Source organism: Nitrososphaera sp. AFS (genome assembly GCF_009898475.1).
GTDB lineage: Archaea > Thermoproteota > Nitrososphaeria > Nitrososphaerales > Nitrososphaeraceae > Nitrosopolaris.
On the sequence record NZ_QURE01000028.1, the window covers coordinates 1 to 20,146 of the forward strand.

Sequence of the window (20,146 nt, forward strand, 5' to 3'; positions counted from 1 at the left end):
TGCAAAGAAATATAGTGTAATTGCTAATGCAAATTCAAGCCATCTGGTCGGGATTAACACATGCGAATAATAAAGCAAGAAAAAAGTACAATTGCAAACGAGATACCAGCTATGGTTATCTTGGGTGTTGATCTAATTCCAATTTTCTTTGCCGTTTGCGTCCCAACTATAAATTGTTAGCCGCCTTCGACAAAGAAGAATTTTAAAGACGCAACAAAGACAACTAGTTCCATTGCACTATAATGCTTTATATCACAATATTTAATTCAATAATAATTAATAAGTTAGCAATATAACTTCTTATGGCCAAAGTTATAATTAATTATATCTCACTCTGTATACATGATGTTAGAGTTGCTGCTTCAATGAAAATGACAAAAGCGCTCACTATTGGAATGGTTTTAGCAGTAGTAGCTATAACAGCATCTACACTAGTAACATCAGCTGCATTCGCCATAGTCAAACACCACCATAGTCATATAAGCAGCACCACTGACTCAACAAATACTCCCCCCAAAACCAAACACCACCACAGCCATACACATACCAGTAGCACGACTGCTGACTCAGCAGCTTTGAATAACCCCGCCACCAGCTTCAATGACAATAACGGGACAAGCATTAGTACTGACACCGGCACAAGTAGTAGCGGACATCTCCACAGTACGAGCACTGACACTGGCACAAGCGGCAGTGCACATCACCATCACCACAGCACCGGTACGACCAGCAGCTCTTCACATCATACCACCCACCACACAAGCTCTCTACATCACACAAGTGGCACTAGTCTCGTAGTCTCGCCTCAACCAACACTACTCTCGTAGACTAGAAATGATACTTTAGTAAACCAAAAATCTCTTTTTTATTTGTTATGTATTAAGATGCTTATTAGTATCATTTGACTTTTAATAGATTGGTAATTATGTTGATCGGATTGAATCGGTAACCGGCCCAAAATGATTAAACTGACCAAAGAAGACCTGATATTCAAAAAGGCCGCAGAGTATCCCGGACCCAAACTTGCTGCTATTTCGTGGAGACGGCAGATGACGCCAGAACAAAAAAAAGCTAAGCCATATAACCAACAAAGTGTAACTGGCTTACTTAAGTCTGTTTTGGGCTGGAATGGCGCCAAGCAAAAAGAAAATGAAAGCTGGTGGGCTGATCACAGAAGAAATCATTATAGGAGTAGAAGCCAATCAAAATGTTGTCGGCCTATGTCTTCGAACGTATTATGAGATTTGATTGGGAGCAAATGAAGTCATATAGAGAGATCGCTCAATGGCTTAGAGAAATGGCAAAGTAAATTTCGGCACCGAATCCAAATAGATAAACCCGATAGTAATTAGATTACGCCAGCTTAATAGAATAGCGAGGATATATTGATGGCTATGCACACTATAGCTCAACATTGATAGCAAACGAGAATGATGTTTCTAGTAGAAGACTCTTAATTATCGTTATACGTTGCCTGTATGTTCTAGGATCGACTTTCTTATCTCAGCCTCATACTCAGGAAAATACTCTTTGATTTGATTGATGTTAAACTCCTTGAGGATGGAGTCCTTCCCTTCCCTCTTTGAGAGGAACTCGAATGACTTTTTAACGAAATCTTCTGGACCTATCATTCCATCTGAAATTTTCTCATAGTAATCTTTTTCCATGCTTACCTTATGTTTACTATGGGATCCGCTTCCGTCGCTCTCAGTTATATCAACGTGATACGACCATAAATTAAATTCGATAGGGGGTAAAGTGCGGACAGTAACCATAACCATTTACATTTTAATGCATTATTGAGTAAAATGTGTTTGCATCTATACACGACCATAAAAAGTAAACCGTACTTGCCGATATGCTTGACACTTAATGTGAAATTGCGCCGATCTAGTGATATTCAACTAACACTCCATTTAGCTAAGAATCAGAAAAAGCTTTTCAGGCGATTACAACGAAAGAGTGGGGTAATAATCAATGTTAGTTCTGGTGCTGGGAGGAAGATGAGGGTTTCCAGAGTGTATATTGTGCAAGCAAATTGGCATGATTGGACTAATTGAAACCAGCGTGGGAGGTAGGAATTTATAACATAAGGGTTATGGCAATTTGTCTTGGTGAAGTGGATACAAAAATGCTACAAGATGCTGACTTAGTATTCATTTACTATTCAAAGTCCAAGAACAGGATGCTTAGACCGAATCAATTGCACAAAAAATTATTGATATGATATTTAATGATGAGAATTATGATAATGGACAATCCGCAACATTAGATAATCCTTGCATAGGGTATACTATTACAGGTGCTCTACATATACGAGGCGTTCTAATATGATATATGAGATACTGACATGGTTTACCGCTATCCGCATTATCCTTAAAATTATGTTGTGCCATTATTGGCTCCGCTTTTTATCAACCATGGCTTAACCTATTCTATGCCGATTCCTTTATGATTACTGTAGATTGAACTTATGAAAAAAACTTATGAAAAAATATCTTGACACATGCCATAACTTACTTGTGGCCATGATCGATCAATTCCAAACAGCTAAGCTATTCACTTTGCCTATTTGAAGAACACCTTTAAAAATCTGTGATTCTACTCTGATTTTTCATATTAGCATAAAGTTTACTATTCCTTAGCCATTCTTTTTTGGAGATTGATAAAGTACTGCATGCGAATGACAAGGCATCTTGGAACTCGTCAAACAGCTTCGCTTTTTCTTTTAAAGCTCCCCTAATCCCTTCTCTGATCTGCCATACTCCAACCGGGATGACGTATTCGGGATGAATTTCTCTTAAAATCATTGCTGCAGCTTTATGTCTGATGCTAAAAAGAAATTCTGTTACGCTTAGTCTTCCTGCAAAATATGCACCGGCGATCGTAGGATAATGATCTAAGCCATTGGCATCCTCAAAATCGGTGCCAATTCCTACATTGCCATGCTTATCATACCATGCTTCTTGCATTTCAAAACTCCACAGTTCGTCAGGAATAAGGAGAATACAGTAGTAATTGCCGAAGTGATTAAATTTATGGACGCTAAACGAATCGATTCTCGGAAACGTTTCAATAGTCTTGATAAGATGAGATGATATGACATCATCGGTCGCAGAGATGCTCCATTTAGTAGGTACCAACTTTCTATTTTTTTCCAATCCTAACATTCCCAAGCTCACGATGCGAGAGATAGTGCTGACTTCTATGCCCTGGCGGTACAGATCGACAATACCGTCAACTGCACTGAGATCCTTATCATAATAGGATCTTTCTAATCTTTGATCAACTGGATATGAAGCTGTTCTGAAGGATTTTAAAGGAGCGACAGGCCCAAAAGGTGCCAAATTAGTATCTAGTTCAAGGTTTAGTTCATCAAAGTGAGGAATTGGTTTATTCTCAAATAATGCTTCGCTTTCGACAGATCGTCTAGTCAAAGCTAGTTCCTGTAGGGATCCTATGTATCTGCTAGATTTATCATGGATATCGGTCCTTGATACGCCCATAACTAGCGACTTACGATAATTCACGATTTCAGCAATATCCTTACCGATCCACAACTCTGGCTTGTCAAATACAGTTGTATCTCCATGTATTGGAGGTACCATTGGGCCAACCCTAACCTTTGGATAACCATAAGATCCGACAAACACAGCTGGTGGCGTAGCACCAGAAAGGGATTCCTTTGATAGCTCAGCAGAATTTGTACTAAGAAAGTGGATCCAGTTAGCCATTAGCCGTTTTTTAATTTGGGTGGCTGTGGGCATAGCCATATCGAATTTTGATATCTTGTTATTTTAGTTTACTATTTATCTACAGAAGTTGCTATCAAAAAAAAGATTGAACAGATTCTAACCGTGTTGTGCGTAAAACTCATAGACTGTTTTAATCACCTATCTTTGGTAACAGGAAGTTGGAACGATCTTACCTTCATGATTAATGTGCGTTGTTTTCCTACTGATCACATGTGTGCAAGGTTGGCATGTCTAAAATTTGCTGACAATTGAAGATCAACAACTACAATCAATCGACCCATTTTAGGCTTATAAAAAGTCCTAGTCGAATCATTTTTAATAACTTATTGAAGAGTAACCCTGTCTGCCATAGGTCTTACCAGGTTGTGGATTCATACAATCGTCTAATGCTCGACCTGGCAGAGATCCAGCTTTCATTAGAACTTCGATCTTCTAAATCAGCATTGACCATAAGATACAATTCGGTAAATACTAAACTCGAAATACGTGAACGCATTTCACTTTAGTGAGGAACTCTAAATCCGTTGATGCAACCCAGAAAACATAAATTCACATTTTGACTATAACTTAGCTCGATCATATGTGAGTAAGGCGCATAGCAAGCTGGCACACACGGCGGAGCACGCATTCATAGGAGCACTTCAAAAGCTTACTGGAAGAGGTTGAACATCATGATAACAACAATTTGATAGTTATAGCAACTACTGATCTTGATTTAGATATATTGATGGCGGCACAAAGCGAAGTAAATTCTTTAATTAATCAAGGAAGAAATATTATTATCCACAATTTCGTATCCTTGGCTGAAGCCAGAAGAGTTATTCCCGATCTTCGTGCAAATGAGGAGCGGATCGGAATCAACGAACATGTCAGAGTTATAGAGATTAAAGATCATGACTTTGCTGCGTGTATAATGGATCATGCTGCTAATCTGGGAGAATGTGGTTTATTCTTGGTTACACGAATAAATAGAACTGGACTTGAACTCGAAGTAAACTTTGTAGTAGCCGATTCTGCCAAACTTACATCTATGGAGCTCGCTCGTAAAATGATGAATTTATGTCAAGTTACCGGTGGAAATTATAATACAATAGAGAAAACGGTTAAAAGATTAAGACAAACACACGACATGTACCTTGAAAAGGCGAGGCTCATGAGTGAGCAAATCCTCGATAACATAGAGCCTATGTCTTCAAGCAATTCAGGTCCTAGGACGATTAGTGGTACTTTTGTCGGCTTATTAGAACAGCAAATTAGGGAATTTGCAATCAGAAAGACTGCCGCTGAAAATAACTTAGTTATTGTGATAGCTAATTTAGGCGTTGAGACAGATTCTATGGCAAGCATCGTACTGGCTAGGAGCGGGTCTCTGCGAAACATTGACTGTTACAAAATATTTAGTGAAGTATCGACTGAATGGGGGAAAGGCGGAGGAAAACCGGAGTTCGTTACTGGTGTCATTAAACGAGAATATATGGATCACTTTGTTAATAGAATTGTCGAGAAGATTCAAACGAAGGATGTGCTTTAGCTTTCTATAATACTAAGGCTTGTTACATTTGGGATGAGCATTGCTGATAAGTCGTTTGGACAAGAAGGACTTGAATTAAAAAATAAAGCACCTCTTAGACCCAAAAACCAGGACTTGTATTGATATGCAGATTAATGCAATTAAATACGAATCGTAGCCAAAAGAATCGAATTGAGTTTCAAACAAGCTGGCTCATGCACACTTACGAACTTATTGAAGTTAAAACATCTACTCAATAAAGAGGCAAAGCAATTAAAACGTTTTGGTGTAAAGACTCGGGTATCGCATAACGCGTATGCGGAATAACGAAAAGTATTATCGAGCAGCAAAGTGTCACAACATTGCGAAAGGGTAAAAGCCTATCAACATTAATTAATGTTCAAACCCCTTGACCAAGTACTATGAGAATAAATAATTATGAATAGCAGACCTCACGATAGCTCACTTGCTCACGTCAAAAGATTTCAACTAAACAGAGTCGCATTTTATGGTAGAACTCTATTTGAATATCTCAAAATGTTTCATTTAAATGATATTAAAGGCCTTAAGGCTTATAAAATATTAGATTGTCCTACCGGTGCCTCTTCATTTGTGGCAGAGGCCTGTAATAGGTATGGAATTAATGCTATTGGCTGTGATCCCTTGTTTGACAAAGATACCAAAGTGTTACAAAAATTAGGGGAAGAAGATATTGATTATGTTATTGAAAAGGTATCAAATGCTACAAAATTATACAATTGGGACTTTTATACCTCTCTAGAAGACCTCAGAAACTATAGAAGCCTTGCATTAGAAAAATTCATTTTAGATTATGATGAGACAAGGCAAAGGAAGCGCTATATCCAAGCGGTGCTGCCGAAGCTGCCATTCGGAGATGGAAGTTTTGATCTTGTGTTAAGCGGACACTTCCTTTTTACATACAGTCACAAATTTAATTTCTCGTTCATTTCATCTTCAATAATCGAGTTGCTTAGGGTGTCTTCTAAAGAGGTCAGGATTTATCCTTTACAAAAGTCAGGTTCAGAGCCTTATGAGCGAATGGCTGATCTGCTGAGCATTCTAGACCAACATGGCGCCAGCTGTAAGATAGTACCTGTGAAGTTCGAATTCCAAAAAGGTAGCAACGAAATGCTGCTTTTAAGGCATAAAGACCGGTGATTGTAAAAACCTTTGATATCAGAATTAGCTGACAACTTATTGTAGCTATTCTTTCGCTCGTCATACGAGAAATTTGAATATTAGATGCTGTTGTGCCCGGAATAATTATTAACATTCATATCATCTGATGGTGCTGAGTTAAGTTGTTGTAGGATTTGTGAACGGGACCATTTCTATTATAACTGAAAATAGCACAATGGGCATCCATATGCGATCTTCTACGTGGTGCGACTACGATGCGACCGATTTGATCTTCTACTCATTGCTTAGCACTTGTCATCACTTTTTAAGAGATTAGGTAGCCTCCAGTAAATTGTCCTTATCAAATCGATATTGAAAATTTGCTCTAACGATAACGATTCGGAATCAAGATTTGGGGGACCTTCTTAAATCCATTTTCGGTCCCCTTTTTAGAATACTTTATCATCAGGTCAATAATCTATTCTAATATAATTAGGTAAGTCGCGAGTCAGTATCGATCAATGAACGCTACCTGATTGTGGAGTAAAGCCATTGTAAATATAATCGACTTTTTTACTGAAAAAAAAGTACGGGCAAGGGTACAACAATCGGAAATACCATCAACCACGGATTAGGATAGAATAGAACAGTCATATCGAGAACATCAATGTTGAATTCCTACCACCATTAATCGAAAAGAAGTGCACTTTATTCTTGCTAAGCATTTTGGACTGGGCAGCAACAATATTATAGTGAATACAAAGATGCTATCTCACGTCTCATCGTAATTAATATCCTCATCTTCTTCTTGCTCTAATTCGTCCTCAGCCTCGTCTTCAAGATCACCGTCCTTTTCTTCAATTTCTTTATTTTCTGCCTCGTTAGTCACTACTAGACATCAATTATTGATATCTCTTTAAACCTTACGATAACACGTAATTAGCAAGGATGCGAACACTTGACGAATCAAGATCGATCCTATTCCAGTCATTGCCTGCGGTAGCCTTGAAGATCATAGTGATTCAGCTTATGCATAAAATATTAGAAGGTTCGCAAACAAAACCTCGCTAGTCCTGACTGCCAATCAGTCTGATCAGTCCTTCTAATGAGTCAATTTCCTTTCGTTATCGGTTTTGCGCTAATGAACAAGTTATTAACCTATAAGTCACAAGACAAATTATTAAAATTCTGCTGATTTGAAATTGTGAGAGCCAAGGTGAAATGCAAGTTTTATTAGCTAGAACAGCAATCTGCCTTTTATGGGATTATATGGCTTATTCGGGGAACATTCTCCTGAGGGTTGCCCGCTGAACAATTTGGGAAATAGGGAGCTTGTTGTAAGAATGGATACTCAACTAGCAAATGTGGCCGAAAAGATGAAAGTTAAAATTCAGCAGCAATATCATTCTGGGTTGGAACATACATTCTTGTGGATCGTAGATGCAGAGGATGGACATACTGTACAGAATTTCGCCATCGAATCAGGATGGGCGAAGTTTAACTCCTTAAAGATAGTTCCTTTGATAAAGTATGAAGATGTCATCGAGTCATGCGCACGCTTGGGCACAACATAATGGAAAGTACGTAACCTATTTTTAGACGAAGAATATATTTCCTCGTTGAAGTAACACTTAAAAAATCAAGAGTCTTCGGCGACTTGATACAGGCATCGAACGATTTCGACCTGTAAAGATATAGCAAACCTATTTGATATGAATTGTTAGTTGAATGTGCATAGTTAATCAAATTACTTCTGTGTGCTTGTTTCTTGGCTAATAATTTTAAGCGGAATGAAGATCAAACACAATCAGAGGCGCCCAATGACACGGTGAATGCGTTTTGTTTTAGCATAGACACCTCATTCACCTTTGCAGTTGTCTGCAAAAATTTAAAAACAATAAAGCTTTCTGCGGCACCATATAGGCACGCTCTATACAAAACGGGATTCGATTGTTCCTGATTTATTGATGACATAATCACAGCTGGAATGAACCTTAGATTAGAAAGAAGGGGTACTAGGAATTGCGAAAGAGCAATCAACCACTGTCCCAGATTACAGGTTGAAAATCTATAAAAGTGTTAATCGGTCATCTGTGAATCGTGGATAAATCTGGTCATCCTTCTGAAAAATTGCCAATTACATTTGAAAGTCATCTAGGAGGCTTGAATGATGTAGCAAGAAATGCATTGCTTGATCTACGAACCTACGTATTGGGGTTAGGAAATACTGTAATCGAACAAATCAGACCTCACAGGATAGTCTATGCAAAATCGCTGACATTCAGAACCTTCCTAGACATACGGCCTGCAAACGATTCCTTGGTTATCGCAGTAAGAAAAAGTAGGAGTGAACCTACAGTAGAGCACATGATACGGTCGGGAGGAGACTTAGAATCTATCAAACACGAAATTGGTATGGCCTACAAGACCATCGAATAGACGAGGTAGAAATAGCTGTTACCGGTTGAATGGATTAAAATACTTCGCAGTGCTTCCTGCAGCTTCCTGCCCTAAAAGTATCTCGGAGAACAATCTATGGATCACTAGAAAGAAATGACAAACAACCGGATTGATAATTAGGATATGGAATCATTGAATTATAACACCAGCTAGAAGAAATAAAAGACTCTTCTGCTGTCTTCTATCGGACGCTCTGCTACCTCCCGTCGATATAGTTCATTGGTGCTAATTCTTCGATCTTGTTTTGTAGCTGTAGTACTCGGAGACCCTTTTGTGTAGTTCTATAGGTTTGGTTTCCTTCGTATTCTATTAAAGCGTTCTCAACTAGAACTGCCAAATATTCTCTCAACTGATTGAATGACAAAAATGCCTTGTACATCATTTTCGTCTTCGTGGCGCCTCCTCCGTTAGCAGCTTCCAAAAGCAGCCCGATAATGTCGCTCCTACTTCTATATTTCATTTTATATAGATCAGTTATACTAGGTATTTATGAGAAACCAAGCTTTGGTACTGAAGCTTGTTTCACACACTATCATACTCTTTTATTAATCCGAAGCATATATTTTAGATTGGTCTAGATTGTTCTATAAATTTTGTCAACTTGCTCGATAAATTATACACTAGGATTTATACAGAATATTGTAACCAAAGTATGGTTTGAGATACAGAAGCAGCGCCGACATTATAGCGAAGATATTAGATGCGGCTCTTTCGGGTGAGACGAAAACAAAGATAATGATGAGCGCACATCTCAATTATATACAATCAACGAGGTACATTCCATACATACTCTCTGAGAGGCTTTTAGAGAAAAGGTCTGAATCAATTTACGCTACTACAGAAAAAGGACGTGCGTTTCTTCAAAAATATGAAAAAGTTAGAATAGAAAAATATCCGATGTGACTCCAATGTTGTGTGAAATACAGAAGTCCTATCGGAGACCAACAGAAGTTAGCGCTGAAGGAAAATAAACACTTCTGTGAGATAAATTTGTCAGATTACTCATTATAGTATAATCAACTTAAGTTCTCTATTATTTTTAGGTCGGAATATATGTTATAATCTCGCAATAAATTTTTAGTATGTAACTTTTACAGTAAAAACTTCAAGGGTCATATACTTTTCTGTCATACTTGTTTGAGCAAGAGTATCCCTTACCTCTTAGTTCTTCAAGTCATTATGTCTGGCACGAGTATACTTGTGATTCAGTGTGCAGTTATTACAGTAACGTGTACCGAAGATAAACTTGCCTCTAGGAGTGTACTAGCAAGAAATTGAATATCCTTTTCGCTTCGGTTAACGGTTCCTGTTATTTCGATTGATGGGCCTTGCTAGTTTCGAAGGATGTAGCTTCTCGTATGCATTATAAGTTCATATAGAGATAACCAAATCAAGACGACTCCAGTTCCAACATTGGTAAGTATGATATCCTCAGCAGGCAAACTGGTAAATTATCATCGCCCAGCCCAAAAAACCAAGCCTATCGTTGTTGCATATTCCAATAAATACAAATTGAAAACCACTATCGCTCAAAATTACGTGCATGCCAGAACCAAAGCATATACATAAATCGTAGTTATTAGAATTAATAAAGACGCAAAATTGCAGAATAGCCTTAATTTCTTGATTAGGATGTTACTCAAGCTCAGTAATTTCTAGGAGTTGCAATCTTGATAGTCACAGCGGAAGCAGTTGAAGACTTGGCAATAAGATACATTCACTTTTCTTTCTCTGTCTTGTGGTGGGGAATCATGTTCTTTATGTTTATTATAATATTTCCAGCTAACAAAGATGGCCACTATTCTCCTTTATTTCCAAGAGTTCAGAAGTTTATGAAATTCACTGCTACCATTGCTATGGCGTCCGGAATTTCATTGCTTTTCATAAACACAAGAGTTACCACTGAGAGACTATTAGGATCTAGTTGGGGCTTTACTATATTGGCCGGAGCAATTCTGAGTTCGGTAGTATATCTTTATATCATGTTGCCAAAAAACAATAAAATATCCCTGCCGTCAACATCTGTACTAGTAAGGCCTACATCTCCTGGACCATTTAAGAAACCGACCCTCCCAATTGTAGGGACCGGTCAAAGAAGGTCAATATCCAAACGTACGAGGCCGCGACTCCTTTTCATTTTTCTGACCATTACAATTGGCCTAATGGTTTACGCCTCTCACGGCTTTCTTTGACCTAACTGTATTTGCAAGATATGTCGATTTATAGAAATTAGCTATAACTGATTATCGCGGGATGTGTTGGATTTTCATTGCGCCTGAAGCACCAATTTTTACTGCAGCATCTCTCTGTTCTATACCTGAATCTATAGTACGAGTTAGATATTTTAAGAGCACTGCATAATCAAATTTGCCTAAAGCTACGGGGCACTTTGGAATGATGCGTTCGTCTAGAAGAGACAAATGCGGGTGAGCAAATAAGGCTACACCCATAGCTGACAATTTGGTTCCTATATTATTTGTATCAATCAATTCCTGCATCGTCACATGTTCTATTATAGTCATAATAGTACCATCTACAAGATTAAAGTCCGTGCTAAGTCATACTCGACTGACATATCTTCTATCATCAATCATTCGTGGAGCTTTGAACACGTGTGATACGTCACACCGTAAGATAGAAGCCTACTGGGAGCAAATCTTCTAGAAAGAACCAAAAGAACCTCAACATAAGTATGCATATTCCTTAGTCATAATATCATGTGCTGAACATATTAATTTATGTTAAAGGATGTTTAATGTCTTTCTCAAACAAGAAAGGGACTGAGGTATTTTTAAAGCATTCTTAGCATTGTCCCATTCCATATCCCGACATGTTAGTTGAAGATGAGCGTATTACTATTTGCCTGCCTTCTCTAAGCTTTCAGATACCAAAATCTCCACGCTTCCAACAATCCTAGTTGATGACATCATGGAAGTCACTCGGTTACAGCTACCAATCATTTCTATACTCTATTCATATGAGGATAGATATTGGCAGCGAAATTAGGGACTCGCTGGCAGTGCTGCAGCTTAAGGGCCCTAAGAAATATTCTATATGCTTCTATTGAGCTGATAAAAGGTTAAGTATGCTTTGCTAACTTGACCTCAGTTATCCATTCACACTTTACTCCAGCTTTGTCATGATGATTCTCTACAGCGGTGACATCGGGAGCATCTAACAGGCAAAAGCAAACATTGGCCTCCTTATTATACATTAAGTTTACATGACTTACGCCGAATTCGTCTGCAGGGGCGAAACACAACTCCTTAAGATTCTCTTCGCTAAAAGGTACCTTGTGAACGTCTAAGAACACTGGCAACTAACTGATTAAATAATATCATGCTTTTAAATATTTGCATAAGGTCAAGCTTTTTTTGTTACTAAACTCAAGCTAACAACGCAAAGTACGTAGTTTACACAAGTATTAGCCGAGCTTTTGGAGACGTTTAAACGCAATCTAAATATCAAACGTTAGTGATAATATAATGACCACTTTGCAGCAGCGCTGGACTCCAGCACAGATAGAAATACAGTATGCTAACGAAGACATAGCAAACGTATTACTACGAATAATCTCGAATAGTAGAGAATCATTTGATTGTTGCATTGATCAAGATGAGGTTACATTAATAATTGAAAATGAAAAACTGTGGGATGCAATCAAAGCTCTCAAGAACAGAGGCAGCAGAGTTAGATTCGTTACTAAAGTGAAGGAAGGGACGATCTCGTCATGTAAACAGATGACAAAATTGGGAGATGTCTTCCATAATGAGATGGCCAAAGGAACATTTCAGATAATCGATGGAAACGATTACCTTTGTTATTTTTTGGTCGACCAAGGAAATGCTATGTCAATACAAAAGTATGAACACAGATTGTTTCATACTAATAACAAGGCATTTGTAAACATCCAGCAATGTCTATTTGACAACCTTTGCAATAATGCAGTTACAGTCAAAGAAAAAATCAAGGAAATTGAAAGAGGGATAAGAACTGATTTTGCAGACACAATTAATGACCCTGCAGAGATAAGAAATATAGTAAACAACCAGATAATGTCTGCCAAAGAGGAATTACTTTTATTATTTTCGACTACTAATTCATTTTACCGGGCTATGTATAGTGGCATGCTCAACCTGTTACAGCACGTACCAAGTGATGTCAATATCAAGGTTCTTATACAAGCATCTGATCGTACCATAGATGACTCGATTCAGCAAGGAATTAAAGAGAGTCGTAAAAAGGTACAGATCCAATATCTTTCAAAGCCTATGCAGAAAAAAATAGTAACAATTGTCGTAGATCAATCAACTTCGGTAGCCATAGAAATAAAGGATGACACCAAAAAAACTCTCGAAGAGGCGTCAGGTGCAGCTATCTATTCAAATAGTGAATTAACAGTCTCTTCCTGTATATCTATTTTCGAAACACTTTGGATTCAATCTGAATTAGAAAAGCAGAATAAGATAAAACATGCTTATTTCCAAATGTTTAAAGGATTTGATCTTAAAGACGAAACCTATGTTCGTAGATGGGCATCTGAACAAAAAGAGAAAATTCACAAAATGCCTGAATAGTCCTAGTTTTCCTGTTTAGACATTTCTCTGTAAAATAGTAATTTCAATGATTTCTATCTTCGACGTCATGCCAATTGTTGTCATGAGAAGACAATTGATTTGAATATTATAAAATTTTGATATATAAAATTTAATGGAAGAGATTTAGTCAAAGTTTATTCTTTTGGACTTGTGACTGAAGGTATTTTTACGGTGGCAGCGAGTATTATGTTTGCATTTGATTAGGAAGTCATGGATTGTTTTCCTTCAAGCTATTACACTCTCATCTGAATCGATAACTGTTGAATTTCTAACAAGAATTCCTGGTATCTCACCAATGTTAGTGGCGGCTATTGGCATTCCCATCGCAGGAGTTGTCTTACTATTCACCATGATACTTCGTTCACAACAAATGACAGTCTTTTATTCTTGGAAGTTACTCTTAGCTGGTTCTGTATCTTTGGCCATGGCAGTATATCTCTGGTATGATTCCGTGGCTAGGGTCGGGGCTTCTAAAGAGGGACTTCTAGCCGGACCCCTGGAAACGGTTGTCGTATTGGTCCTTGCCTGGTTGATACTTAAGGAGAAACTCAAGAGAATTCAGCTAGCGGGGATCTGCATTGCATTGTTAGGTTTCTTTGCCACTGTTCAAAGCGGTTCATCGGATTTGAGTGTGTTATTTCCACAGATAACTTACGGCGACCTTGAAGCAATATTATCGGCTTTTGCCTTTGCATTCGGTGTCATTGTAATGGCTGACCTAGTGAAAAAGCATACACCTAGCGAGGTTACTGGTGCATCACTTCTAATTTCTGGTTTGGTTTTGGTAATCATGTTCATTATGTCTAATCCATCATCACTTCCCGCAGGGCAAGCATTTATGTACCTTACATTTTTTTCTTTGCTACCAATGACCGCCGCGCTACTTTATGTCGTAGGGCTGAATAGAATTGGCGCATCATTGACATCCACTATAGCCTCCTCCAATATCTTGTTCACGTTACTTATTCAAGTTGTACTAAGGGGAATAGGAATTGAGAGTAATCTACCGCAAAATATCTTTATGGCCGCGGCAGGGGGAATATTAGGGATTTTGGGAATCTATTTGATTCATCGCGAATGACAAATCTATTTTGCGAATGTCCAATGATTAGATACCAGCTCTGCCAAACGCAGTTTGCCGACCTGGACCGTTATTTGTTAAAATTGAAATGCCTGTAGGGTTAGAGGAGCCAATTTGAAGTCCGTCAAGGATAACTTGGAACAACCACTCACTAGCCGAAGAAAATTGCACTATTACATTTACCTCGTAAAATAACACGTCAACGACACAGTGTCGCCCATTGGTATACCGATCTCTGCTCGATTTAGAGCCACAGGATTCAAAATACATGCTATTGAAGGCCTAGATAGTAGAATGTATTGGTAATGATGATTGCAAGGTCTTCCATCTTTTATAGACCTATAGGAGAATTTAAGTTATCTGCCACCTCATAATGCTGATTATACTCTTTAGTTTCGGCTAATTGCTCCAAAGACTCCCAATACATTCACCTTGACCTTCAAAAACACATGCGCTAACTGTCACCTAATGTCAGTTAGTAGTAAGTGATTTAGGATGAGTACGAAGAATTCTTTTAAGGAAAAGGGAGTATAAAAGGAGTCGAATCCCTTTGCGGGCATTTGACAAGATCTGAATGCTGATCGTTACAAGAACTCTTCTCATTTCCGTTTTCGTAGTCTGCTTTTACTTGCTGGAAGCCGATGGTACTTATAATCGTAATAATCGCAAATATTACAAATATCGTTAACTTCAAAAGTAGAGTTCCACTTCCATATGTAGTCTAGTCCTCATGAATAAATTGTTTTAATGTCTTTAATACCATATTTTCTTATAGTATTTTGGCATGTAAATTAATACTAGCAATGAATGACGTTATATACTAATATCATGTAATAAACAGCCTTTGGTTCTAGAATAACATCAAACCGTACAAATTCTTTAAATGGAAACAAAGACGGAGAGGCAGTCGCGAAGAGTCCAGGCTCATGATATTCTGTTGCAAAAGGCAGAGGTATACCAGATTTACCTCAGTTCAGATTGTAGGTAAGGCTGTGCTAGGTGTTTAATCCGTGCCGACCTTTGAATGAGTAGATAGATAAATCATTAATTATAACGCTCCAAAATTAAATGCTAAATTTAACAGTCATGTGCACTAATCTGTGATTGCTTTTGCAAGTTTTATATGACTGCACTGAGTAAACATTTTACAATAATCGCTTTAGCTAACTGTTCCTCCCTGGTTTATTAGAGACACTCCTTCCATATCTATTAATGACGTTGAGAAGGAAGATCTCTATTACTTGTCCAATGTGATTTAGGATACGGAACTAAGATCATCCTTCTTAAAGATGAAGGCTCTATCGTACCTAAAAAAAGAAAATGACAAATCATGAAAGACGAACCGAGATCTGCTCCAATTAGGCGATATCAATATTCGAACCTCAAGAATTATAGCAGCTCATGTGCTCCCGATTGTGATATGTAAGATCTATCACAATCTAATCCAGTTTTGTTTGTAAATTAAGACAGCTTTAGTTTGCATACTATCGTATTAATAAGCGGTAACAACACCATTTCCCTGGTAGGAGATTGTTTACTACATATCCTACTACTTGGAGAGGAATAAATGTATAGAAATTACTTTCTAAAGAACAGCAGAGAAAGTTGATCAACTGGATAAACCTTGATCAAATATAGGTGTTAAAATGAACCATACAGGAATACTAGTTTCATTTAGCCGTCTCATCTCAAATTGCGACGGATTAATTAATAATAATGACTGGATTAGTATGTATTAAAATCATTCCATGAAATTACAGTCGCAGGTTCTAACTTGTCGATCCTTCCGTTGACCAAGGTTCTCTACCGATGGCAATTTTGTTGCTTTAACTAGTGATCTTGTAGGTAGCAATCCAATCTTTTTTTCCGAGATTGTTTGCTAGCGCTGCTATATACTTTTCGTTGACAGTGCTGGCAAATGGAAGTGGTGAACGCATTTCTGTTGATGTTTCAAGTATGAGCAGGAGATCTTTAAATGCACTTGAAAGATCAAACCCAACATTATCAAAGTCTAAATTTCTTATCCGTTCAGAGTACTGTTTTAGTCCAGGATAGCCAAATATTATATCTATCAACTCATTCATAAGTTGCAAATCTAAGCCGCCTTTTTCAGCCAATGCGTATACCTGTCCTATCAGTTCTAGTAGTATGACCAGAACATAGTTTGTAGCAAGCTTCAATCTATTAGCTTTTGCGTGTTCCGTCCCGATATTGATGATCTTTTGTGAATAGCTCTTAAATAATATTTCACACTTTCGCCAAATCTCCCGCAACGAACGTAGTGAGCTTAGCTTCTTGAGCAGCTATTGGGTTGCCTAATACGGGAGCCGCTAAATACAAGGAACTATGCTTTTCATGTTCATGCATCCCGGCTAATTGATTAGACAGTGACGGAGAAATGGTCGATGTTCCTACGTGAACTTTGTTTGGTTGAAGCCCTGCAAGTATGCCATCTTTGCCACTTATAACTTCAAGCACCGCATTGTTGTCTCTCAAACTGCTCACAACTATATCTGAATTCAATGCTACCTCTTTAGGCGTTTTTGCCTTTATTGCTCCTAGTTCTACCAGAGGCGTAGCCTTACTTTCACTCCTATTAAAGACAGTGACCTTGAAACCAGATTTGAGAACATTTTTTGCCATGGCAGTCCCCATTCGTCCCAAGCCAATAATTCCGATTTTCTGAGTAGGTTCTATTTCTGTTGCCATCGTTTGTCACTTCTCAATTCTGTGGATGTGTCCTACCCAACAGCTCTATTGTTCTTTGACCTTTCAATTCTTCGTAAATTGGTCCATCATTATCGCTCGTAAAGGATACAACAACATGGCTCACGTTTAGGGTAGGTTTGATCTGCCCGCCATCTAGTATGTATAATCGTGTTTTGCTAATCGGTAGTCTGTGGTCCATTCTATGTACCATTACAGATACCTTAGCTAGTATGAATGTATATAGGCACGTATGCATCATCGTAGCTCGACTTTAAATTTTATACCCGTGTCTTTTCATTATCTCTACTACTTTTTCATCGCTAACTTGGTCAAAATTTTCATAAAACCGACCAACTGCGATGAACGGTTCTGGACAATGAAGAACTATCACGTCATTTTGTACTAGTAATCGTTCAATTTTGGTGACTGTATCCTGGGGTCCAACAGGTACTGCTATAATTAATTCCTGACAATTCTGTTTTGTCTTTAGCCATTGTGCCGCTGATAGTATTGTTGCACCCGTTGCGATGCCATCGTCAACCAATAAAATCCTTTTTCCTTTTAATTGGGTCTCATATTGCTTGCTTCCTCTATATCTCATTAGTCTATATTCTATTTCCTTAACTTTCAAATTTACTTGGTTTTCAATATAACTATGAGGAACGTTAAGAGGTCGCACGGCTTCATTATCTAACAGGTACGTGCCGTCTGGCATAACAGCGCCGATAGCGAACTCTTCATTGGATGGCGCTCCTATTTTTCTAGAGACTATGATGTCAAGCTTCGCATCAAGTTTAGTTGCAACAATATCTCCAATAACTACTCCTCCACGTGGAATAGCAAGCACAGTTACGGAAGTAGAAGATGTTTGGTCTTTTTCTTGTAGAAAATGTAATAGCTTTTCAACTAGTCTGTCTGCTGCATCGATTCTATCACGAAATATCACTGACTGCATTTTTCAAAAAGTTTGCTGGCTTGATATATCTCTTCTCTCTTCATCCTTTTTGCAGCGCCCTATTAGGTTTAGCATGAAATCTTCAGCCAAATGTCCGTTTTGTTGTTCAATTTTTACCAAGTGATCGCACCTGTCATTCGCAATATGTTCTTATTCGTTGAAGGTCAATGGGGAGGATTGTAATATAATCTTCCAAATCGGTACAGGAACTTAGGAATTTGTAAGGTGTATAAAGTTCTGTAAAACCATCGTGCTCTTCCAATTAGCACTTTACATCACCTGCTAGTGCTGCTAGTCCAACTCCCATGCTCGCTCTCGTATCAGTGAGATATCCGAGAGGCAATAATTCCAGGCACGTGCATTCAGGATCGGACATTGTAATAATGTTCATAGTCCAGCTCATTTCAATTGGAGTTGACTTCCACCACACCTATAGTTTGGTCCCAGCAATAATGACCTAAAGTCATTTTCAGAGGCAATTTTTTCTCTTTGGGGATGCTCTGGAAATATGACCATATAAAAGCTCGGTGCATCTTCCAGTCCTTTTACCTCCTCGGAATTAGCTTCATGCTTACAAAAAACAGTTTATCTCCCTGTTCGATGACGTTGAAACTATTATCTTCTTTGCGCATAAACTTCAGTTGTACAAAAAAGAAATTAAAGGTTATATTTTCTGGGATGTTCAAACTATTCGGTATATGTATACTTAATTAATATCTTAATCCATAAAAGAAACTCAGACTCATTCCGACCAAGCAACATCATCAGTGATTTGATAATCACACCTAATTGAATAAATAGTATATTACCGTTTTACACATTATACAGAGGAATCCTACAAGTTATAATGAAGGATTCTAAGTGAGAATTAGACATAGATAGAATCGAGCATTAGGGTTCAGGCTTAAGTATCGTTATCGTAATAGATTATCATTAATTGCTTAAATAAAGAGCGTAAAAACCGAGCATTTATGGTTAACTGGAGTCATCTGTATTCCAACCTTTATTTCGCAGCTAGCTTCGAGCAAGACTGAAAACTTGGTCGCTTTTGGCGAATTATGGGGTGGCGGATGCATTTTAGCCTAACGAGTACTTACCAGATAAATGCAGTTTATCGTTTCAATTCATCTCAACTTTCGAGTTATTTTTCGCATTTATTAGTTTAGGTTCATTTAAAATGAACAAGCTCGTACTAACATCTCAATAAGACAGTAACTGATTTAAACGATAGTTCCGATTACCAGTCTAGAATGGGACAAAAAGGAAGAGAAATTCTTGAAATTGACGTAAACGAAGTCATCGATGATCTAAATTCTGCCTATGCAGATGAATGGTTAGCTCACTTTCAGTATTTTCTATTCTCCCAGGTGATTGAAGGTATAAACGCAGAAACTCTAAAGAAAGAACTTGAACAACAATCGTTGGATGAGCTGGGCCATGCTAAAAAACTTGGAGACAGGATAATTCAGCTAGGTGGAACTCCAACAACAAAGGTTACTGAGGTATCAACATGTGGCTTTACACCACCACCACCACAAGACCGCTCTGACCTTAAGAAGATAGTAGAGCTAGTAATAGAAGGTGAAAGATGCGCAATCGAGAAGTACAATAGGCTAGCAAAGAAATATCATATGAAGGATTTAGTTACTCATGAAATCTTTGAAGACTTACTTACCGATGAGGTTGGGGATGAGGAAGATTGGGAGAGCTATTTACCTGGGCTGGGCTGACAATTAGATTCGTAATGATGACAATGAATACAGACCCTCAGATGTTTGTGAGTGGCTAATTCTCGCTGCACAACATCACTTTTTCATGTCATACATTGACCTTCTAAAGGGGAATTCGAGTAATCGCAAATCGATTTACCTATCCCACCCAATATGTAAATCACAGTAGGAATACTTTACGAAAGCGAATATAAAGTTAGACAGGAAA

The 20,146-nt window shown here is 38.0% G+C and carries 20 protein-coding genes; 11 read left to right on the plus strand and 9 right to left on the minus strand.

Annotated elements, in window-relative coordinates; all coding sequences use genetic code 11:
* The first annotated feature begins 302 nt into the window (after nucleotides 1–302).
* Both DYY65_RS04960 and DYY65_RS04965 read left to right on the plus strand, forming a co-directional pair.
* Nucleotides 303–827 (plus strand): hypothetical protein, encoded by a 525-nt coding sequence (locus DYY65_RS04960; RefSeq protein ID WP_162476876.1) that lies wholly within the window; start codon nucleotides 303–305, stop codon nucleotides 825–827.
* A 132-nt stretch (nucleotides 828–959) separates the two neighbouring features.
* Nucleotides 960–1,241: a hypothetical protein gene (locus DYY65_RS04965; RefSeq protein WP_162476877.1), complete on the plus strand. Its 282-nt coding sequence runs from the start codon at nucleotides 960–962 to the stop codon at nucleotides 1,239–1,241.
* A 222-nt stretch (nucleotides 1,242–1,463) separates the two neighbouring features.
* Here the strand turns inward: DYY65_RS04965 and DYY65_RS04970 are convergent, their stop codons facing one another.
* Together DYY65_RS04970 and DYY65_RS04975 are read right to left on the minus strand one after the other, a co-directional pair.
* Nucleotides 1,464–1,775 (minus strand): hypothetical protein, encoded by a 312-nt coding sequence (locus tag DYY65_RS04970; protein WP_162476878.1) that lies wholly within the window; start codon nucleotides 1,773–1,775, stop codon nucleotides 1,464–1,466.
* An 810-nt stretch (nucleotides 1,776–2,585) separates the two neighbouring features.
* A complete protein-coding gene (locus tag DYY65_RS04975) occupies nucleotides 2,586–3,767 on the minus strand; it encodes a hypothetical protein (protein ID WP_236561677.1) in 1,182 nt (393 codons plus the stop codon).
* 673 nt (nucleotides 3,768–4,440) lie between these two features.
* On the opposite strand from DYY65_RS04975, the gene DYY65_RS04980 reads away from it, so the two are divergent.
* The 4 genes from DYY65_RS04980 (at nucleotide 4,441) to DYY65_RS04995 (ending at nucleotide 8,844) form a co-directional block, all read left to right on the plus strand.
* Nucleotides 4,441–5,286: a hypothetical protein gene (locus DYY65_RS04980; RefSeq protein ID WP_162476880.1), complete on the plus strand. Its 846-nt coding sequence runs from the start codon at nucleotides 4,441–4,443 to the stop codon at nucleotides 5,284–5,286.
* A 417-nt stretch (nucleotides 5,287–5,703) separates the two neighbouring features.
* On the plus strand, nucleotides 5,704–6,444 hold the full coding sequence (locus DYY65_RS04985) for a class I SAM-dependent methyltransferase (protein WP_162476881.1): 741 nt from the start codon (nucleotides 5,704–5,706) through the stop codon (nucleotides 6,442–6,444).
* Between the two features lie 1,220 nt (nucleotides 6,445–7,664).
* On the plus strand, nucleotides 7,665–7,979 hold the full coding sequence (locus DYY65_RS04990; protein WP_162476882.1) for a DUF3303 family protein: 315 nt from the start codon (nucleotides 7,665–7,667) through the stop codon (nucleotides 7,977–7,979).
* 526 nt (nucleotides 7,980–8,505) lie between these two features.
* The gene (locus tag DYY65_RS04995) at nucleotides 8,506–8,844 is read left to right on the plus strand and encodes a hypothetical protein (RefSeq protein ID WP_162476883.1); all 339 of its coding nucleotides are present in this window, start codon (nucleotides 8,506–8,508) and stop codon (nucleotides 8,842–8,844) included.
* A 217-nt stretch (nucleotides 8,845–9,061) separates the two neighbouring features.
* Here DYY65_RS04995 and DYY65_RS05000 read toward each other — a convergent pair whose 3' ends face one another.
* Nucleotides 9,062–9,325, minus strand: coding sequence for a winged helix-turn-helix domain-containing protein (locus tag DYY65_RS05000; protein ID WP_162476884.1), 264 nt, complete (start codon nucleotides 9,323–9,325; stop codon nucleotides 9,062–9,064).
* Between the two features lie 197 nt (nucleotides 9,326–9,522).
* On the opposite strand from DYY65_RS05000, the gene DYY65_RS05005 reads away from it, so the two are divergent.
* Together DYY65_RS05005 and DYY65_RS05010 are read left to right on the plus strand one after the other, a co-directional pair.
* Entirely contained in the window at nucleotides 9,523–9,768 is a 246-nt protein-coding gene (locus DYY65_RS05005) for a winged helix-turn-helix domain-containing protein (RefSeq protein ID WP_162476885.1), read from the plus strand.
* A 767-nt stretch (nucleotides 9,769–10,535) separates the two neighbouring features.
* Nucleotides 10,536–11,057, plus strand: coding sequence for a hypothetical protein (locus tag DYY65_RS05010; RefSeq protein ID WP_162476886.1), 522 nt, complete (start codon nucleotides 10,536–10,538; stop codon nucleotides 11,055–11,057).
* A 51-nt stretch (nucleotides 11,058–11,108) separates the two neighbouring features.
* On the opposite strand, the gene DYY65_RS05015 is transcribed toward DYY65_RS05010, so the two are convergent.
* Together DYY65_RS05015 and DYY65_RS05020 are read right to left on the minus strand one after the other, a co-directional pair.
* A complete protein-coding gene (locus tag DYY65_RS05015; RefSeq protein WP_162476887.1) occupies nucleotides 11,109–11,387 on the minus strand; it encodes a DUF4443 domain-containing protein in 279 nt (92 codons plus the stop codon).
* A 557-nt stretch (nucleotides 11,388–11,944) separates the two neighbouring features.
* On the minus strand, nucleotides 11,945–12,178 hold the full coding sequence (locus tag DYY65_RS05020) for a nickel-binding protein (protein WP_370519298.1): 234 nt from the start codon (nucleotides 12,176–12,178) through the stop codon (nucleotides 11,945–11,947).
* A 172-nt stretch (nucleotides 12,179–12,350) separates the two neighbouring features.
* Between DYY65_RS05020 and DYY65_RS05025 the strand changes: the two genes are divergently transcribed.
* Both DYY65_RS05025 and DYY65_RS05030 read left to right on the plus strand, forming a co-directional pair.
* Nucleotides 12,351–13,442: a hypothetical protein gene (locus DYY65_RS05025; RefSeq protein ID WP_162476889.1), complete on the plus strand. Its 1,092-nt coding sequence runs from the start codon at nucleotides 12,351–12,353 to the stop codon at nucleotides 13,440–13,442.
* A gap of 217 nt (nucleotides 13,443–13,659) precedes the next feature.
* Nucleotides 13,660–14,544, plus strand: coding sequence for a DMT family transporter (locus DYY65_RS05030; RefSeq protein ID WP_162476890.1), 885 nt, complete (start codon nucleotides 13,660–13,662; stop codon nucleotides 14,542–14,544).
* Between the two features lie 1,826 nt (nucleotides 14,545–16,370).
* Here the strand turns inward: DYY65_RS05030 and DYY65_RS05035 are convergent.
* From DYY65_RS05035 to DYY65_RS05050, 4 genes are all read right to left on the minus strand, one after another.
* Nucleotides 16,371–16,724 carry an NAD-binding protein gene (locus tag DYY65_RS05035; protein WP_162476891.1) on the minus strand — a complete coding sequence of 118 codons (354 nt, stop codon included), beginning with the start codon at nucleotides 16,722–16,724 and terminating at the stop codon, nucleotides 16,371–16,373.
* 67 nt (nucleotides 16,725–16,791) lie between these two features.
* Nucleotides 16,792–17,253 carry an NAD(P)-dependent oxidoreductase gene (locus DYY65_RS05040; protein WP_162476892.1) on the minus strand — a complete coding sequence of 154 codons (462 nt, stop codon included), beginning with the start codon at nucleotides 17,251–17,253 and terminating at the stop codon, nucleotides 16,792–16,794.
* A gap of 13 nt (nucleotides 17,254–17,266) precedes the next feature.
* Nucleotides 17,267–17,452, minus strand: coding sequence for a hypothetical protein (locus tag DYY65_RS05045; RefSeq protein WP_162476893.1), 186 nt, complete (start codon nucleotides 17,450–17,452; stop codon nucleotides 17,267–17,269).
* A 72-nt stretch (nucleotides 17,453–17,524) separates the two neighbouring features.
* Complete coding sequence (locus DYY65_RS05050; protein WP_162476894.1) at nucleotides 17,525–18,208, minus strand: phosphoribosyltransferase; 684 nt, start codon at nucleotides 18,206–18,208, stop codon at nucleotides 17,525–17,527.
* Between the two features lie 1,250 nt (nucleotides 18,209–19,458).
* Between DYY65_RS05050 and DYY65_RS05055 the strand changes: the two genes are divergently transcribed.
* Nucleotides 19,459–19,938 carry a ferritin-like domain-containing protein gene (locus DYY65_RS05055; protein ID WP_162476895.1) on the plus strand — a complete coding sequence of 160 codons (480 nt, stop codon included), beginning with the start codon at nucleotides 19,459–19,461 and terminating at the stop codon, nucleotides 19,936–19,938.
* Nucleotides 19,939–20,146 lie beyond the last annotated feature (208 nt).

Coding starts and splice junctions, on each gene's coding strand:
- DYY65_RS05025 (WP_162476889.1), top strand. CDS start 12,351: ATGACCACTTTGCAGCAGCGCTGGACTCCAGCACAGATAGAAATACAG.
- DYY65_RS04965 (WP_162476877.1), top strand. CDS start 960: ATGATTAAACTGACCAAAGAAGACCTGATATTCAAAAAGGCCGCAGAG.
- DYY65_RS05050 (WP_162476894.1), bottom strand. CDS start 18,208: ATGCAGTCAGTGATATTTCGTGATAGAATCGATGCAGCAGACAGACTA.
- DYY65_RS05015 (WP_162476887.1), bottom strand. CDS start 11,387: ATGACTATAATAGAACATGTGACGATGCAGGAATTGATTGATACAAAT.
- DYY65_RS05055 (WP_162476895.1), top strand. CDS start 19,459: ATGGGACAAAAAGGAAGAGAAATTCTTGAAATTGACGTAAACGAAGTC.
- DYY65_RS04975 (WP_236561677.1), bottom strand. CDS start 3,767: ATGCCCACAGCCACCCAAATTAAAAAACGGCTAATGGCTAACTGGATC.
- DYY65_RS05040 (WP_162476892.1), bottom strand. CDS start 17,253: ATGGCAACAGAAATAGAACCTACTCAGAAAATCGGAATTATTGGCTTG.
- DYY65_RS04990 (WP_162476882.1), top strand. CDS start 7,665: ATGGGATTATATGGCTTATTCGGGGAACATTCTCCTGAGGGTTGCCCG.
- DYY65_RS05045 (WP_162476893.1), bottom strand. CDS start 17,452: ATGGACCACAGACTACCGATTAGCAAAACACGATTATACATACTAGAT.
- DYY65_RS05000 (WP_162476884.1), bottom strand. CDS start 9,325: ATGAAATATAGAAGTAGGAGCGACATTATCGGGCTGCTTTTGGAAGCT.
- DYY65_RS04970 (WP_162476878.1), bottom strand. CDS start 1,775: ATGGTTACTGTCCGCACTTTACCCCCTATCGAATTTAATTTATGGTCG.
- DYY65_RS04960 (WP_162476876.1), top strand. CDS start 303: ATGGCCAAAGTTATAATTAATTATATCTCACTCTGTATACATGATGTT.
- DYY65_RS04985 (WP_162476881.1), top strand. CDS start 5,704: ATGAATAGCAGACCTCACGATAGCTCACTTGCTCACGTCAAAAGATTT.